Source organism: Heliomicrobium gestii (assembly GCF_009877435.1).
GTDB classification, from domain to species: domain Bacteria; phylum Bacillota; class Desulfitobacteriia; order Heliobacteriales; family Heliobacteriaceae; genus Heliomicrobium; species Heliomicrobium gestii.
Genome location: NZ_WXEX01000013.1, coordinates 1 through 17153, shown reverse-complemented (window position 1 = coordinate 17153; position 17153 = coordinate 1). Strand labels below are relative to the sequence as shown.

Genomic DNA, 17153 nt, shown 5'->3' with positions numbered 1-17153 from the left:
GCAACATCATCATTTTTGCTTATGGGAGGGCGCTGATGGATTTTCAACACCTGATTTACGAAACGGCAGGGTCCATCGCCATCGTGACAATCAACCGCCCCAAAGCGCTCAACGCGCTGAACCGGGCCCTCTTGTTGGAGTTGGACCAGGCTTTTGCGGCCATCGCCGATAACCGGTCGATCGCCGCCGTCATCGTGACCGGCGCCGGGGAAAAAAGCTTTGTCGCCGGCGCCGACATCGCCGAGATGAGCGCCTTCGACCTGGCCGAAGCCCGGGCCTTCTCCCGGTTGGGCCAGCGGGCCTTTCAACGGATCGAAGAACTGCCCCAGCCGGTCATCGCCGCCGTCAACGGTTTCGCCCTCGGAGGCGGCTGTGAACTGGCCATGGCCTGCGATTTCCGCATCGCCTCGGTGAATGCCCGCTTCGGCCAGCCCGAGGTTACCCTGGGGGTCATCCCCGGTTTTGGCGGGACCCAGCGGCTGCCCCGCCTCGTTGGACAGGGCATGGCGGCCCAACTCCTGTACACCGGTGACATGATCGGCAGCGACGAGGCGCTGCGCATCGGCCTGGTCAACAAGGTCGTTCCCGCCGAATCGCTGATCGAAGAGGCCAAGGCCATCGCCGGGCGCATCGCCGGCCGGGGACCCCTGGCGGTGATCGCCGCCAAAGCGGCGCTCCGGGAAGGCAGCAACCTGGATCTCAACCGGGCGATCGCCTATGAGGCCGAGTTGTTTGCCAGCGGATTCGCGACGGCCGACCAAAAAGAAGGCATGGCCGCCTTCCTGCAAAAGCGCAAAGCCGAATTTAAGGGTGAATAGAGGAGGTTACATCAGTGAAGATTGCCGTACTGCTCAAACAAACCTTTGATACGGAAGACCGGATCATCGTCAAGGATGGCGCCGTCGTGCCGGAAGGCGTCACTTACATCATCAACCCCTACGATGAACTCGCCGTGGAAGAGGCGTTGCAACTCAAAGAAAAGGCCGGCAAGGGCGAGGTGGTCGTCATCTCCGCCGGCGGCGCCAAAGTGCAGGAATCGTTGCGCAAAGCCCTCGCCATGGGCGCCGACCGGGCTGTGCGCATCGACACGGACGGCCTGGCCGCCGATGAAGGGGTGATCGCCGTCGCCTTGGCCGAGGCGATCCAACAGGACGGCTTTGACCTGATCCTGGGCGGCTGGCGGGCCATCGACGACGGTTCGGCCCAGGTGGCCGTCCGTGTGGCCGAACAACTGAACCTGCCGCAACTCAATGTGGTGACGAAGTTGGAGATCGAGGGGAACAAAGCCGTCGCCTGGCGGGAGATCGACGGCGGCAGCGAGGTCCTCGAAGCATCCCTGCCGGCTGTCATCACGGCCCAGCGGGGCCTCAACGAGCCTCGTTACCCCAACATGAAGGGGATCATGCAGGCCAAGAAAAAGGAACTGAAAACCATCCCCGCCAGCAGCCTGCTGCCGGCCGGCGTTGCCGCAAAGGTTCAGATCAGCGAAACCTTCCTGCCCAAGGCCAAGGCGGCCGGCAAGGTCTACAAGGACGATCCCGCCGCCGCTGTGCAGTCGCTGGTGGCCGCGCTGCGGGAAGAAGCCAAAGTCATCTGATCAGACCGCTTCCTCGCTGCCTGCTGCAACAAAGGGGCGGGGAATATTCAGTCGAGATAAGGGAGGAACATAGAGCATGGCAAAGATTTGGGTCGTAGCGGAAGCGCAAGACCAAAAGTTGAAAAAAGTCAGTCTCGAAATGATCACCCTGGCGCGCCAGCTGGGGGATGTGGAAGCCCTCTTGATCGGTGACGGCGTCGCCGCCATCGCCCCGGAACTGGGCAACTACGGCGTAAGCAAGGTGATTGTGGCCGATCATGCCGATCTGCAGAGCTATACGGCGGCCAAATATGCGCGGGTGCTCAGCGAACTGATCCAGCGCGATCAACCGGAGATCGTGCTGATCGCCAACACAGCCACCGGCCGAGACGTGGCGCCGCGCGTCGCCCAGCGGGTCGGCGCCGGTCAGATCAGCGACATCATCGACTATGCCGACGGCCAATTCATCCGGCCCATTTACGCCGGAAAAGCCTTTCAACGTGTCACAGCCGTCGCCCATCCGCTGATCGTGACGGTCCGGCCGAACGTGTTTGCCGCCGCCGAAGCCGTTGGCGGCACGGCTGCCGTCGAGACAGCGGCCGTGTCCCTTGCCGCCGACGACCTGCGCGTCCTTGTCCGCGATGTGGTTCGTCAAATCTCGACGCGTCCGGAACTGACGGAGGCCGAGATCATCGTCTCCGGCGGTCGCGGGATGAAGGGCGCCGAAAACTTCCGCATCCTCGAAGCCCTGGCCGATGTGCTGGGCGCCGCCGTCGGCGCTTCCCGGGCGGCTGTTGACGCCGGCTGGCGGCCTCACCAGGACCAGGTGGGCCAGACGGGCAAAACGGTCTCGCCGACCCTGTACATCGCCGCCGGCATCTCCGGCGCCATCCAACACCTGGCCGGGATGAGCGGTTCCAAGGTCATCGTGGCCATCAACAAGGATCCCGAAGCCAACATCTTCAAAGTGGCCGACTATGGCATCGTGGGCGATCTCTTTGAAGTGGTTCCCCTGCTGACAGAGGAATTTAAACGGGTTCTCGATTGGAACGCGGAGCAGGCTGGATGAACGGACTCAACGCAGCAGCCTTTTCGGCCCTTCTCGCTGTCGCCGGCGGTTACACACTCTACGAGATCCGTCGCCGCTACCAATACACCCAGCTAGGCAAGCCGGAAGATCGCTTCGATCGATCCGATGAACGGTGGAAGGCGTTTTTCACCCATGTGTTAGGTCAGAAAAAGGTGCTGCAGGATCCTGTTTCCGGCGGTCTGCACCTGTTGATCATGTGGGGATTTCTGATTCTCGGTCTCGGTGTGCTGAACATGGTCGCCGAGGGCCTCTTCTCCCACCCCCTCCCCGGGGTGGGAGACAACCCGGCCTATCTGTTGCTCAAAGACCTCTTTCTCGTGCTGGTGGCCGTCGGCGTCATCGGCAGCCTGCTTCGCCGGACCGTCTTTAAGCCGGCGCGGCTGGAAAACAGTGGCGAAGCCTTTTTGATCCTGATCTTTATCCTCATCATCGTCTCCAGTGAAGCCCTCTCCCATGGCGCCCAGTTTGCCGCCGGGGAGGGGGTCAAGCAGATGGCCTATGCGCCGGTGGCTGCCTTGGCGTCGCAATTTTTTGCCGGGTATTCGCCGGAGCAGGCGGAAAAAGCCGTCTGGATCTTCTGGTGGGTTCACTTCGTCACCATGTTTGCCTTTGCCGTTCTGATCCCCCAGTCGAAACACCTGCACCTCGTCTTCGCGCCCTTTAACGCCTACTGGAAATCACTCGAACCCAAAGGGGCGCTCTCCAAGATCGATTTTGAAGACGAGTCGGTCGAATCCTACGGTGTCGCCAAAATGGAGGACTTCACCTGGAAACAGTTATTTGACGCCTATACCTGTGTTCAGTGCGGCCGTTGCACCGACCAGTGCCCCGCCTACCAGACAGGGAAACCGCTCAACCCGAAGGCGCTCCATGTGACATTGCGCCAACACATCGACGAGAAGGGCCCCCTGTTGGAGCGGATCCGCCGGAATGGCGGCCACGCTCAGGAGGGCGCCGCCAACGAAGCGCTGCAAGCCGCTCGGGAAACGGCGGCAACGGCCGACTCCGCTTCCGGTGAAGCGGCCGATTGCCTGACCGAGGCGGAACAGGCGCTCTTGGAGAAAAAAGTGACCGGCGAGGTCTTCAGCGAAGACTTCTTTTGGAGTTGCACCACCTGCCGGGGCTGCATGGAAGCCTGTCCCGTCAGCAACGAACATATCCCCAAACTGGTGGAGATGCGCCGCTACATGGTCTTGACGGAGAGCGAATTTCCCGAAGACGTGCAGCGAACCTTCAACAACATGGAAAAGCAGGGGAACCCCTGGGGATTGCCCAAGGGTCGCCGCGGCGAATGGGCCGACGGCCTGGATGTGCCCACCTGGGATGAAGCCCCCGAGGCCGAGTACCTCCTCTATGTGGGCTGCGCCGGTTCCTTCGACGACCGGGCGCGCAAGATAACCGCCTCCCTGACCCGCCTGCTTCAAAAAGCCGGCGTCTCCTTTGCCATCCTGGGTGGCGATGAGTGGTGCTGCGGCGAGACGGCGCGCCGGATGGGCAACGAGTACCTCTACCAGGAGATGGCCATGACGAACGTGGAGACCTGGAAGGAACTCAACATCCATAAGATCATCACCGCCTGCCCCCACTGCTTTAACACCCTCAAAAACGAATATCCTCAATTCGGCGGCGACTTTGAGGTGATCCACCACACGGTCCTGCTGGAACAACTGGTGCGGGAAGGAAAACTGCGTCCGGCCAAACCGGTCGAACTGACGGTCACTTTCCACGACTCCTGTTACCTCGGCCGCTACAATGAGATCTATGAGCCGCCCCGCAAGGTTCTCGCCGCCGTCAACGGCGTGAAACTGGCCGAGATGCCGCGCAGCCTGGAAAAATCCTTCTGCTGTGGCGCTGGCGGCGGGCGCATGTGGATGGAGGAACACCTGGGCAGCCGGATCAACGAGAACCGCACCGACGAAGCGCTGCAGACCGGCGCCGATGTGATCTGCTCGGCCTGTCCCTATTGCCTCACCATGCTGACCGACGGCTGCAAGGCCCGGGAAGCTGAGGGGCGTGTGCAGACGCTCGACCTGGCGGAATTGCTGGAGCGAAGCCTCTAGGGCAAAGGCCCGCGGTGAGCAAGGCGAGCGCTCAAGCCAAAAGACCAAGATGACAAAGCGGAAGGCCACGCATCGTTCGACGCGCGGCCTTCCGCTTCTCTGTTGCAATCGATTTTTTTGGACCGTTAGTCGTCAAAGCCCAGCCAGTCTACCCGGCCCGGTTTGCGGGGCGGCGCCGGCGGCGACTGATCGGCATAGCCCAGGGTGATCACGGCGACCAGCTCTTTGCCGTTGACGCCGAGGCGTTCATTCACCTCATCAGCCACATGGAGCGGGCCGGTCATCCAGCAGGTCCCTAGGCCGGCCTCGTGGGCAGCGAGCAGCATGTTCTGGATCGCCGCCGATACGCTCTGGAGGTTTGTCGAGTACTCGAAATTGGCGACACGCCGCTCCTGGGCGCTCAGGTCGCCGGAGAGGGGGGCGCAGGCTTCGGGACCGTAGCAGAAGATGAGGATGGGCGCCTTGCCCAGGTCCTGAAAAAAATCGAGCGTAAACTTGATCACCTTCGGCTTGTCGGCGAAAATCCGTTCCAGCTTCGGCAGGATCGCCTGGCCGGAGTGGCGGATCACCTCCAACAGTTCGTTCCGCTTTTCACCGCGGACGATTACGAAATGCCAGGGCTGGACGTTCATGTTCGACGGCGCCCAGAGACCGGCGTCAATGATTTTCTCAAGCGCTTCTTTGGGCGGCTCTTCCCGTTTGTATTTGCGGATGCTTCTTCGTCCCTCAATGGCGGTTATCAGTTCCATCGGTGTTCTCCCTTCTTGATGATTTTCCATAATGAATCACGATCCAAAACTGCCTTTCCGCTGCGATCATCCCGTCCACTCGCCGGTGCCGGCGCCGCTGCCGATCCGCTGCGCATTGAAATTATTGATTGCCGGTGTCCATGCCGGTTTTAGGCCAATTGTTTTCGCTCGCCCAGATAGGCCTTGGTGACCTCCTCGCTGTGCAGCAGGTTGACGCCTGTGTCGGCATGGGTGATCCGGCCATTCTCCAGGACATAGCCGCGGTCGGCCACCTTGAGGGCCTGTTTGGCGTTCTGTTCCACCAGCAAAACGGTGATGCCGCGCTCATGGAGGGTGCGGATGATCTGGAAAATCTCCCGGATGACGATCGGCGCCAGGCCCAGCGATGGCTCGTCAAGCATCATCACCTTCGGCCGGGCCATCAACCCGCGCCCGATGGCCAGCATCTGCTGCTGACCGCCCGATAATGTCCGGGCCGGCAACCGGGCGTGCTCCCGGAGAATGGGAAAGAGGTTGTAGATTTTCTCCAAATCATCCTGGATTTCCTTCTCATCCTCCCGGCAGTAGGCGCCCATGAGCAGATTATCTTCGATGGACATCCGGCCCAGGATGGCGCGACCCTCGGGCACGTGGATGAGTCCCATCCTCACCCGCTCGTGAGGGGCGCTGCGGCCGATATCCCGCCCGAAAAGCTCGATCATTCCTTCCTTCGGTTTCAACAGGCCCGACAGCGCCCGCAGCAGCGTCGTCTTACCGGCGCCATTGGCGCCGATCAGGGTCACCGTTTCGCCCCGGCGCACCTCCACATCGATTCCCCGCAGCGCCTGGATGGGACCGTAGGACACGGACAGGTTCGACACCTTGATGATCGTCTCCATCATTCGTCATCCTTTCCCAGGTAGGCTTCGAGGACGAGCGGGTTTTGTTGCACCTCGGCCGGCGTCCCTTCGGCGATCTTTTCGCCGAAGTTGATCACGGCGACCAAGTCGGAGATCTCCATGACGACGGACATGTCGTGTTCGATGAGCAGGATCGTGTGCCCCTCGTCGCGGATTTTTAAGATAATCCGGTTCAGTTCCTGGCTCTCCTCCGGGTTCAATCCCGCCGCCGGCTCGTCGAGCAGGAGCAACCGGGCGCCCGTGGCCATGGCCCGGGCGATCTCCAGCCGCCGCTGATCGCCGTAAGAGAGTTCCGCGGCAGAGCGGTGCTTTTTATCGGCCAGATGGAGCAGTTCGAGCAGCCGTTCCGCTTCCGTCCGCAACCGGTTTTCCAGAGCCCGCTGATACCCCGGAATCAGGCTTTTGAACCCGGCGCCGATCAGCGGGCTCTGGCCGATCCGCACATTCTCCAGCACCGTCATGTGGGGGAAGAGGCGGATGTTTTGAAAGGTGCGGGCGATGCCCAGGCGGGTGATCGCATGGGGGCTCTGTTCATTGAGCATCGTCCCCTGGTAGGAGATGTGGCCGCGGTCGATGGGGTAGATGCCGGTGATCATGTTGAACAGGGTCGTTTTCCCAGCGCCATTCGGGCCGATCAGGCTGAAGATCGCCCCGTCAGGCACCTGGAAGGTGACTTCATGGATGACGTTGAGACCGCCAAAACTCTTGTGAACCTCATCGACGACCAGCATCGCCTCATCCTCCCCCGGATTCATCGGATGTTGACTCGGGCGCAACGGCGGTAGTTGGATGGGACGCCGACAGGGAGGAGGCATGGCCGCCGGGATGGACCAGGCCACCGGTCGCGCCACCGGCGCCGGGGGAGCGGGAAAAGACAGCTTTCAGGCTGTTGATCGTCTCCGGCGCGATCAGGCCCTGGGGACGAACCGCCATCATGGCCATGATCAACAGGCCATAGGCGGTGATGCGCCATTCCTCCAGTCCCCGGATGAAGGTGGGGAGCAACGTCAGGAGCAAGGCGCCCAGCGCGGCGCCCCAGAAGGTCTCGGCGCCGCCGAAGATGACGTAAAAGAGGATCAACAGGGACGTGTGATAGCCGAAGGCCGCCGGATCGATAAAAAAAATGTAGTGGGCGTAGAGGGCGCCGCCGAGTCCGGCCATGGCGGCGCTGATGCCGAAGGCGGCCACCTTGAGGTAGGTGATGGGGAGGCCCATCGTCTGGGCGGCCACCTCATCCTCCTTGATCGCCTTGAAGGCCCAGCCCATCCGAGAGCGGCTGAGTTGCCAGCAAAAGAGCAGGCACAGCGCCGCCACAGTCCAGACGAGGGGGATCGTCGTTCCGCTCATGCCACTGAAACCGGAGGCGGCGCCGGTGTACTCGAACTTGTGAAAGAAGACCTCCACCACTTCGCACAGGCCGAGGGTGCCGATGGCGAGGTAGATCCCTTTCACCCGCAAGGCCGGAAAACCGACGGCGATGCCGACGAGGCCGCTGACCAGGGCGGCCGCAGCCATGGCCCCATAGAGGTGGACGTGAACATTGACGGTCAGCACGGACGCCAGGTAGGCGCCGATGGCCATAAAGGCCCCATGGCCCAGGGAGATCTGTCCGGTGGAGAGGGTGACGTAGAGACTGACCGCCAGAATGACGTTGACGCCGGCAAAGACGAGCACCGATTCTTCCATCCCGCTCACACCCTTTCCGTCTGGACCCGTGTGCCCAGGAGCCCTGTCGGTTTAAAGAGCAGGATGAAGACGAGGAATCCCCAGATGACGGCGTCCACATAGGGGGAGAGGCCGGGGATGACGACGGTGGCCGCTTCGAGGACGCCCAGGATCAATCCGGCCAGCATGGCGCCGTAGATGTTGCCGAGGCCGCCGATGACCATGACCGCCAAGGCCTTGAGGCCGATGGTGGCGCCGATGAAGGGGCTCAGCTTGCCGAAGCGCAGGCCCACCAGGATGCCGGCGATGCCGGCCAGGGCGGCGGAGATGAAAAAGGTGATCATCACCGTCTTGCGCACATTGACGCCGAGGATCTGGGCGGCCTTTTCATTTTCGGCCATCGCCCGGATCGCCCGGCCGAGCTTCGTCTTTTCCACGATGTAAGAAAGGAGCACCATCAAGGCGACGGCGATGACAAAGCTGAGCAATTGGGAACCGCTGATCAGCAGAGCGCCGAGGGCGATGTCGGGGATTTCCACGTGAGCGGGAAAGACCTGCGGCTCCGAACCGACGAGATTGACCATGCTGTTGACCAGGACCGATCCGAAGGCGATGGTGCTGACGATCGGCGCCAGGTGGTGCTCTTTCTTGATGGGACGGAAACAGAGCGCCTCGACGCCGACGCCGATGGCGCCGGCGGCCACCATCGTCAACGGAAGGGCGAGCCACAGGGGAAACTCAAAATGGGACATCAGGAAAAGCCCGATAAAACCGGACAGCATGAACAACTCCCCATGGGCCAGGTTGAGCAGGTTCAAGAGGCCGAAGACCAGGGAGTAACCGATGGCGACGAGGGCATAAATGCTGCCCTGCATCACACCGTTTACGATTTGCTGAAGCAGCAGCATGGGCCATCCCCCGTTTCAACAATGCGAATGGAAAGGGGGAACGCCACAGACCCTGCCGGGTGGCGGCGTTCCCCCTCTGCAACTGTCCACCGCCGGTTACTTCAACACCTCGTATTTGCCGTTTTTGACGACCATGGGGTAATTGGCCTTGACGCCGTCCCCCTTCTCGTCCATGCTGGTTTTGCCCGTCACGCCCTCGAAGTCTTTCAGGCCCGACAGGCCGTCCTTGACGGCGCCGCGCAGCTCCGCCACCGGGCTGGCGTCGGTTTTGTTCGCCTTCTTGAGCACGTCGGCGAGCATGGAAAAGGTCTCATAGAACTGGGCCTCGAAGCTGCCCGGCAGGTCATCGGCCGGGGTGATCTTGGCGGCTTCCGGCTTGAACTTGTCGACGAAGGATTTCACCCGGGCATTGTCGGTGTAGACGTTGAAACAGGAAGTGGCCACAAAATCCTCGACCGCCTTGCCCCCCTGTTGGATCAGGGCGGCCGAGTACATGCCCACGCCGCCGAGGAGCGGTTTTTTCAGGCCCTGGCGCTCCATCTCCTTGGCAAAGCTGGCCGCTTCGTTGTAGAGACCGCCGAAGGCGATGGCGTCGGGGTTCAGCGTCTTGATCTGGGTGACGATGGCGGCGAAGTTGGTCTCGCCCGTCTTATAGGTCAGGAAGTTGCCCTCGTTGACGATGGTGACGCCGAGGGCCTTGAATTCGCGGGGGAGATCGGTCGTGCCGACCGCTTTGGACCAGGCGTCTTTTTCATCATGGATGACGGCCACCGCCTTGACGTTATAGGCGTTGACAAAGCGCGGCGTGGCGTCATGGAGCAGTTTGTCGTCGGTCATGCTGTTGCGAAAGGCCCAGGGGCGGTTTTTCTCGGAGACGCCGGCCTTGGCGGACGAGGGAGAGATGATGGGAACACTCAGCTTGTTGGCCTGGGGAAAGGCCACCTCGCATTCGCCGCTGAAAAAGGGACCGACGATGGCGGCGACGCCCTCTTCGGCGAGGGTGCGCGTCAGGTTGACGGCCTCCTCGTTTTTTCCGCCCGTGTCTTTGACGACCAGTTCAATTTTGGAACCGTTGATGCCGCCGGCTGCGTTGATCTCGTCGACGGCGATTTTGGCGGCGATCTCATTTTTCTTTCCCCAGTCGGCGCCTTTTCCGGACTTGTCGACAAGAGCGCCGATCTTGATCCCCTTGCCGGCGCTGTTGCCGGCTGATCCGCCGCCGGTTTTCGCCGCGAGGCTGCTACCCCCGCCACAGCCGGCCAGGAGCGTCGCCGTCAACATACAGAGGATGGACATTCCGCCGATCGAGCGGGCGAGTGAGCCATGGCGCCACGAAATCATTTGCGCAGCCTTCCTTTCCAAATGGTTTTTTAACTTTTGCCGGTCAGGATCCAGGCCAACGGAGAGACACCACCCCCTTCGTTTAATTTGATAGAATAATCAGTAAATTCAGAAAACATATATTCAACCCTGTCCCCGTTATTCCTGCTGGCGGCGGAGAAAAAAGTGAAAACAGGCCCCTTGGCCCTGTGCAAGAGGCGCCAACCAGGCAACCTTTGAAAGAGGCGGCAACATTGGTTATAATAGTAAAGATGAGCACCGTATACGCGGACATCGCACGGAATATGACATGAGGTGAACACTCCAATGTCAGATATAGTCGGAAAAATCGTACCCATCAAACTTGAAGACGAGATGAAGAAATCCTTCCTCGATTACTCCATGAGCGTCATCGTTTCCCGGGCCTTGCCCGATGTGCGAGACGGGCTCAAGCCTGTTCATCGCCGGATTCTCTATACCCTCTATGAAACAGGCCGGACCCCTGACAAGCCCTACAGCAAATCGGCCGGTCTCGTCGGTGACGTCATGGGCCGCTACCATCCCCACGGCGATGCGGCCATCTATGACGCCACTGTCCGGTTGGCGCAGCCTTTTTCCACCCGCTACATGCTCGTCGACGGCCACGGCAACTTCGGCTCCGTCGACGGCGATCCGGCGGCGGCCATGCGGTATACGGAATTGCGCATGGCCAAGATCACGAGCCACATCCTGGCCGACATCGACAAGAACACCGTCGATTTCAAACCCAACTATGACGACAAGCGCGAGGAACCGACGGTCCTGCCGTCGCGGGTGCCCAACCTGCTCTTAAACGGTTCCTCGGGCATCGCTGTCGGCATGGCCACCAATATCCCGCCCCACAACCTTACGGAGTTGATCGACGCCGTCGTCATGATGATCGAAAACCCGACGGTCGGCGTCGAGGATCTGATGAAGGTCGTCAAGGGCCCCGACTTCCCCACCGGCGCATTGATCATGGGACGGGATGCCATCCGCCAGGCCTACACAACCGGTCGGGGCTCCATCATCATGCGCGCCAAAGCCCGCATCGAAAAGATGAACGGCAACAAGATGCGCATCCTCGTCCATGAAATTCCCTATCAGGTGAACAAGTCGCGACTGCTGGAGCGCATCGCCGAACTGGTGCGGGACAAACGCGTCGATGGCATCACCGACCTGCGCGACGAATCGGACCGGCGGGGCATGCAGATCGTCATCGAGCTGCGCCGCGACGTCAATCCCCAGATCGTCCTCAACCAGCTCTTCAAGTACACCCAGATGCAGGAGACCTTCGGCGTCAACATGCTGGCCCTTGTCGAGGGCGTGCCCAAGGTCCTTAACCTGCGCGACATGCTCTACTACTACCTGGAACATCAAAAAGACGTCATCGTCCGCCGGACCCGTTTTGATCTGGAGAAGGCCGAGGCGCGCGCCCACATCCTCGAAGGCCTGCGCATCGCCATCGACAACATCGACCGCATCATCGAGATCATCCGCACCTCCCGGACAGAGGATGAGGCCCGGCCCATCCTGATGGAAGAGTTTCGCCTCAGCGAAAAGCAGGCGCAAGCCATCCTGGACATGCGCCTCAAACGCCTGGCCGGCCTGGAACGCGAAAAGATCGAGAACGAGTATCAGGAGTTGTTATCGAGCATCGCCTATTTTCGCGCTGTCCTCAATTCCGAGAAAATGGTCTTGGATATCATCAAAAAAGAGATCTCGGACATCAAGGATAAATTTGCCGATCCCCGCCGGACCGAGATCACCGGCGGCGGCGCCGATATCGATGTGGAGGACCTGATCGCCGAAGAGGACGCTGTCATCACCATCACCCACAACGGCTACATCAAGCGCCTGCCCGTCAATACATACAAGGCCCAGCGCCGGGGCGGCCGGGGGGTCACCGGGATGGGGACGAAAGAGGACGACTTTGTGGAGCACCTCTTTGTCACCACGACCCATCACACCCTGCTCTTTTTCACCGATCGAGGCAAGGTCTACCGCCTGAAGACCCACGAAATCCCCGAGGCGTCGCGGACAGCCAAGGGGACGGCCATCGTCAACCTGCTGGCGATCACCGGCGACGAGAAGGTCAACGCCGTCATCCCGGTCAAGGAGTTTGCCGCCGATCAGTACCTCTTCACGGCCACCCGCAGCGGCATCGTCAAGAAGACCTCCCTCCAGCACTATCACACGGCGCGCAAGGAGGGCCTGATCGCCCTGACCCTTGATGACGGCGACGAGTTGATCGGCGTCAAGCTCACCGACGGGCAGAGCGACATCCTGCTGGCCACCCGCAACGGCAACGCCGTTCGCTTCAACGAGACAGATGTGCGGGAGATGGGCCGGACGGCCCGCGGTGTCAAAGGCATCGAACTGGCCCATGGAGACTTTGTCGTCGCCCTCGACGCGGTCAAGGATGACGATGAGCTGCTGATGATCACCGAACTGGGCATGGGCAAACGGACGCCTCTGACGGAGTACCGCAAACAAAACCGCGGCGGCAAGGGCATCCTGGCCATGCGCCTCACCAACAAGACCGGTTTGATGGCGGGCATCAAGGTGGTCCGACCGGGCGACGAGTTGATGGTCATCTCTGCCGAGGGCGTCATCATCCGCTTAAATGTCGATGAGATCAGCATCCTTGGCCGTGTCACCCAGGGCGTGAACATCATGCGCATGAGCGCCAACGACAAGGTGGTCGCCCTCGCCCGCGTCGCCATGCGGGACGATGACGACGAGTAATCCTAAACGGTGTTGACACAGCATACTCTCTCGAGAGATACCTTCTAGCGGGGATGACCCGGCGGATTGACAGTGAAGAGCGGCAGACGGGGAAAGAGGGGCAGCCATGCGCAAGGTGGAGCAGATTTTTCAGGGCGCCGTCGATATCTTTGCCGAAAAGGGCTTTGATCGAGCGACGATGGACGAGGTGGCCGAGCGGTCCGGTGTGGCCAAAGGCACCTTGTACTATCATTTTGACGGCAAGGAAGATCTGATCGCCTTTTTGATGGAGGAAGGGACCGAACGACTATCCGAATACATCCGCGAAGCCGTCGCTGGCACAGAGGATCCCATCGAACAACTGCGCCAGGCGATCCATGCGCTGGTCCGCTTTTTTGATCAGAACCGCGATTTCTGCCAACTGATGCTGGTGGGCGTCTGGTTTAACCGGGAGCGTCAAACCCAGTTTCGCCAATTCCTCCACCAGTTCTACAACCACCTGTCAGGCATCATCCTGTCGGGCATGGAACAAGGCCAACTGCGCCCCATGCCGGCGGAGCTCTCGGCGACAGGACTCTTCGGTCTCGTCTCGGTCGTCGCCTTGCGGGTGATCCTCGACGGCGAAGCGATCAACTGTGAACAACTTGGGGATTTTCTGTTTCAACAGTATGTCCATGGAGCAAGGTCGCAGGGGACGAGCAAGCCATAAGGCCGAAGCATGAGCGATGAAAAGAGCCGCATAAAAGCGAAAGGCCTCAAAATTATGGCCGCTCATTGATCGACAGGGAACAACGTCATATAATAGGGATGAGGGAAGGACCGCCTGGAACGACAACTGGCGGTCCTTTTCTGTTTTCCCATCGCCGGCGGAACGAACGGGGGTCGGTCATTGACCGGCGAAGGCAAACGTGTTTATCAGTTGACGACCCCGAGATTGTGGCTCTATAATCAAGGTATCAAATTAAACTGACCAGTCAGTACATAAAGAGGTGAATATACCATGAACAAGCGGCTGACGGTTGCCATCGCCATCGGCGCAGTGCTGTTCACGGCCATCGGTTTCACCGTTTTTCCCTGGGCTTCGCGGGCAAAGGTGAAAGCGGGCGAGCCGGCGACCGGTTATCTGGAGGGAACGGAATTCAGCATTGCGCCCAAGATCGCCGGCCGGGTGCAGGAGGTTCTCGTCAAAGAGGGTGACCGTGTGGAAGCCGGGCAAATCGTGGCTCGCCTCGAAAGTCGCGAACTGGCGGAGCAATTGAATCAGGCCAAAGCGACCCTGGTGCAGGCGCAGTATGGTCATACACTGACGGCAGATACGGTCGATCGACAAGTGGACCAGGCCAAGGCGGTACTCGATGCCGCTCGGGCGAAGTTGGACGGTTTGAAAAACGGCGCTCGTCCCCAAGAGATTGGACAGGCGCGGGCGGCCGTCGATCAGGCCCAGACCGCCTATGACAATGCCAAGTTGAACCTTGATCGAACGGTGAAGCTCTTTGAAAGCGGCGCCGCGTCGACCAAGCTACGGGATGACGCCCAGTCGGCGACCGATGCCGCGCAGGCCACTTTAAACATGGCGAAGGAAAAACTGTCTCTCATCGAGGCGGGCGCCCGGCAGGAAGAAATCGACGCGGCGCAGGCGCAGGTCGATCAGGCCGCCGCATCCTTGCAGCTGGCTGTCGCCTCCCGGATTCAGGTGCCGTTGAAGGCGGCGGTGACCGATCAGGCCCAGGCGACGGTTGACGCCGCCCAGGCCATGGTGGACAACACGGTGATCCGGGCGCCGCAAAAGGGTGTCGTCACGGCGAAGTTGGTGCAAGCGGGGGAAATGGTGGCGGCCGGGCTGCCCATCGTCACCGTGGTCGATATCGACACCGTCTGGGTCAAGGCCAATGTGCCTGAAGAACAGGTAACGAAGCTGAAACAGGATCAGGAGATCAGCGTTTCCGTCGAAGGCCTGGAAAACCGGCTGACCGGCAAACTCACCTGGATCAGCGCCAGCGCCGACTTTGCCACGAAAAAAGCCAGCCACGACATGGGAGACTTTGATCGAAAAACCTTCGGCATCAAGGTGGAACTGCCCAACCCCGAAGGCATCCTCAAACAGGGGATGACAGCCAAGGTGTATCTCCCGGCGGGAACGACCGGTTCCAGCCGGTAAGGGCGGTGGATAGCCGATGGCACAGACGCTGTTGGAATTGAAAAATGTCTCGCTCGGGCGGCCCGATCGGCCGCTGCTGCAAGACATCTCCTTACATATTGAAGACGCGGGGTTGACGGGCATCTATCTGCCTGACGGCGATGCCCGCTGGTCGCTCTTTCAGGTGATGACCGGACTGACTCGACCGACGGCTGGTGAGGTAAACCTCCATTGCGGGCGCGTCGGTTTTGTGCCCGAGCGTTTTTTCCTCTATGCCGATTTGACGGTGGAGGAGAATGTCCGCTTCGTGGCCAGCGCCTTTTCCGTTCCCGAGCGGCAGATCGACGGGCGGATGGAGGGTCTCTTGTCCTTTTGCCACCTCCAAGACCAGGCAAAAAGGCGCGCCGCCGCGCTGTCCTTTACGGGCAAGATGTTTCTGCAATTGGCCGCCTTTCTGTCCGTTGATCCCGACTTGATCATTCTCGATGAAGCCACGCGGGAGATGCCCTCGCGCGAGCGGGAACGCTTTTGGCAGGTCCTCGCCGAGAGCTGCGCCGCTGAGGCCCATCCGGTGCGCGCCATCGCCTTTCTCAGTCACAACCGCGATGAGGTGGGGCGGTGCCACCGCCAGATCGATCTGGGCAATCGGAAGGGGGAATTCTGATGCAACTGGCGCAACAAATCCTGTTGATGGCGGCAAAGGAATTCACCCATATCCTGCGGGACCGGAGAACGGTCTTTTTGATCCTGCTGGCGCCGCTGATCACCTTCGGGCTTTTCGCCTATCTGTACGACGGTCAGCGGGTGACGGAGATGAACCTGGTCATTGTCGATGATGATCGCAGCCCCTTAAGCCGGGAAATCATCAATATGTACGGTCAATCGGAACTCTTCCGTTACCAGGGGCTTGTCAACACGACGGAAGAGGCGGAACAGCGGATCCAGACCGGGGAGACCGATGTGGCCGTCATCATTCCCGAGAACCTGAACCGCGATGTCAAGGAAGGCAAGTCGACCCAGGTGTTGACGCTGATCGATGGCACCAACATGCTCATCTCCAACGGCGCGACCAAAGGGACCTCTACGGTTCTTCAGACAGTGTCAGCAGGCGTTACGTTGCGTATGATGGAAGCAAATGGCATCGTGCCAGCGAAGGCCAAGGCGATGCTCCAGCCGATCAACGCCACCATCCGCGTTGGCTATAACCCCGCTTACAACTACCGTGTCTTTCTTCTCTTCGGCCTGGTGGCGACGGTGTTGCAACAGGTGATGCTGACGACCATGTCGGGCGCCTTCTGCCGGGAGAAGGAGCGGGGGACCAACATGATCCTCGTCGCATCGCGGATGCCGGTCACGGCCGTCGTGTTGGGCAAGGCCTTGCCCTACTTTGTGATCTGCCTGTTTAACTGCTTCCTTATGCTCGTCCTGGCAAACCAACTGACCGAGATCAGCATTCTGGGCGCCGGCTTTGATTTATTTATGATCTCCCTTGCCTTTACGGTGTCTCTAGTAGGAATTGCCTTGATCGTATCGAATCTTGTGCCCGACGAACTGCGGGCCAACCAGATCATCCTGTTGATCGCCACACCGTCCTTTCTGGTCTCCGGCTTCACCTGGCCCTTGAGCAAGATGCCAGCGCCGCTCGTCGCTTTTTCCAACTGCCTTCCCTTGACCCACTACCTGGCCGCTTTCCGCATCGTCGGGGTGAAAGGCGCGCCCCTATCCGCGGTGGGATATCAGTTGCTCGTCCTCTTTCTATTGGGTGTCGCCGGTATTCTCGGCAGCATGATGCTCTGGCGGCGGCAACGGGAGACAGGGAAACTCGTAAATCTGGAGTAAAATCGTTAATTTTCCAATTGACATGACGAGCGTGAAGTGGTAAGATACATCTCGTGTCGCGAGACAGGGTTTTGAAGCGTGTGGTAAAAATTACAGCAAAAAAATCTCTTGCAATTGCGACAAAATGGTGATAATATTTATAAATGTCGCCGGCAAGCGGTGACG

General features: G+C 60.2%; 15 protein-coding genes. 9 read left to right on the top strand and 6 right to left on the bottom strand.

What is annotated here, in order from left to right; translation table 11 throughout:
- Window positions 1-35: 35 nt before the first annotated feature.
- The 4 genes from GTO89_RS13845 to GTO89_RS13830 all read left to right on the top strand — a co-directional run bounded on the left by GTO89_RS13845 (window position 36) and on the right by GTO89_RS13830 (window position 4726).
- The gene (locus tag GTO89_RS13845) at window positions 36-818 is read left to right on the top strand and encodes an enoyl-CoA hydratase-related protein (protein WP_161262692.1); all 783 of its coding nucleotides are present in this window, start codon (window positions 36-38) and stop codon (window positions 816-818) included.
- 14 nt (window positions 819-832) lie between these two features.
- A complete protein-coding gene (locus tag GTO89_RS13840; RefSeq protein WP_161262691.1) occupies window positions 833-1597 on the top strand; it encodes an electron transfer flavoprotein subunit beta/FixA family protein in 765 nt (254 codons plus the stop codon).
- 76 nt (window positions 1598-1673) lie between these two features.
- Window positions 1674-2645 (top strand): electron transfer flavoprotein subunit alpha/FixB family protein, encoded by a 972-nt coding sequence (locus GTO89_RS13835; protein WP_161262690.1) that lies wholly within the window; start codon window positions 1674-1676, stop codon window positions 2643-2645.
- Window positions 2642-4726, top strand: coding sequence for a (Fe-S)-binding protein (locus tag GTO89_RS13830; protein WP_161262689.1), 2085 nt, complete (start codon window positions 2642-2644; stop codon window positions 4724-4726). Before GTO89_RS13835 ends, GTO89_RS13830 begins: the two co-directional genes overlap by 4 nt.
- Window positions 4727-4851: 125 nt before the next feature.
- On the opposite strand, the gene GTO89_RS13825 is transcribed toward GTO89_RS13830, so the two are convergent.
- The 6 genes from GTO89_RS13825 to GTO89_RS13800 form a co-directional block, all read right to left on the bottom strand.
- Window positions 4852-5475 (bottom strand): nitroreductase family protein, encoded by a 624-nt coding sequence (locus GTO89_RS13825; protein ID WP_161262688.1) that lies wholly within the window; start codon window positions 5473-5475, stop codon window positions 4852-4854.
- 149 nt (window positions 5476-5624) lie between these two features.
- A complete protein-coding gene (locus tag GTO89_RS13820) occupies window positions 5625-6344 on the bottom strand; it encodes an ATP-binding cassette domain-containing protein (RefSeq protein ID WP_204758253.1) in 720 nt (239 codons plus the stop codon).
- 8 nt (window positions 6345-6352) lie between these two features.
- Window positions 6353-7105 carry an ABC transporter ATP-binding protein gene (locus GTO89_RS13815; protein WP_161262686.1) on the bottom strand — a complete coding sequence of 251 codons (753 nt, stop codon included), beginning with the start codon at window positions 7103-7105 and terminating at the stop codon, window positions 6353-6355.
- Between the two features lie 4 nt (window positions 7106-7109).
- A complete protein-coding gene (locus GTO89_RS13810; RefSeq protein WP_161262685.1) occupies window positions 7110-8060 on the bottom strand; it encodes a branched-chain amino acid ABC transporter permease in 951 nt (316 codons plus the stop codon).
- A 5-nt stretch (window positions 8061-8065) separates the two neighbouring features.
- Window positions 8066-8947, bottom strand: coding sequence for a branched-chain amino acid ABC transporter permease (locus tag GTO89_RS13805; RefSeq protein ID WP_161262684.1), 882 nt, complete (start codon window positions 8945-8947; stop codon window positions 8066-8068).
- Between the two features lie 96 nt (window positions 8948-9043).
- Complete coding sequence (locus GTO89_RS13800) at window positions 9044-10288, bottom strand: ABC transporter substrate-binding protein (protein WP_161262683.1); 1245 nt, start codon at window positions 10286-10288, stop codon at window positions 9044-9046.
- 306 nt (window positions 10289-10594) lie between these two features.
- On the opposite strand from GTO89_RS13800, the gene gyrA reads away from it, so the two are divergent.
- The 5 genes from gyrA to GTO89_RS13775 all read left to right on the top strand — a co-directional run bounded on the left by gyrA (window position 10595) and on the right by GTO89_RS13775 (window position 16988).
- Complete coding sequence (gene gyrA / locus GTO89_RS13795; RefSeq protein WP_161262682.1) at window positions 10595-13033, top strand: DNA gyrase subunit A; 2439 nt, start codon at window positions 10595-10597, stop codon at window positions 13031-13033.
- Window positions 13034-13139: 106 nt separating this feature from the next.
- Window positions 13140-13721 carry a TetR/AcrR family transcriptional regulator gene (locus tag GTO89_RS13790; protein ID WP_161262681.1) on the top strand — a complete coding sequence of 194 codons (582 nt, stop codon included), beginning with the start codon at window positions 13140-13142 and terminating at the stop codon, window positions 13719-13721.
- A gap of 291 nt (window positions 13722-14012) precedes the next feature.
- Window positions 14013-15170: an HlyD family secretion protein gene (locus GTO89_RS13785; protein ID WP_161262680.1), complete on the top strand. Its 1158-nt coding sequence runs from the start codon at window positions 14013-14015 to the stop codon at window positions 15168-15170.
- 16 nt (window positions 15171-15186) lie between these two features.
- Entirely contained in the window at window positions 15187-15813 is a 627-nt protein-coding gene (locus GTO89_RS13780; protein ID WP_161262679.1) for an ATP-binding cassette domain-containing protein, read from the top strand.
- Entirely contained in the window at window positions 15813-16988 is a 1176-nt protein-coding gene (locus GTO89_RS13775; RefSeq protein WP_161262678.1) for an ABC transporter permease, read from the top strand. The genes GTO89_RS13780 and GTO89_RS13775 overlap by 1 nt, the downstream gene beginning before the upstream one ends.
- The last annotated feature ends 165 nt before the right edge of the window (window positions 16989-17153 follow it).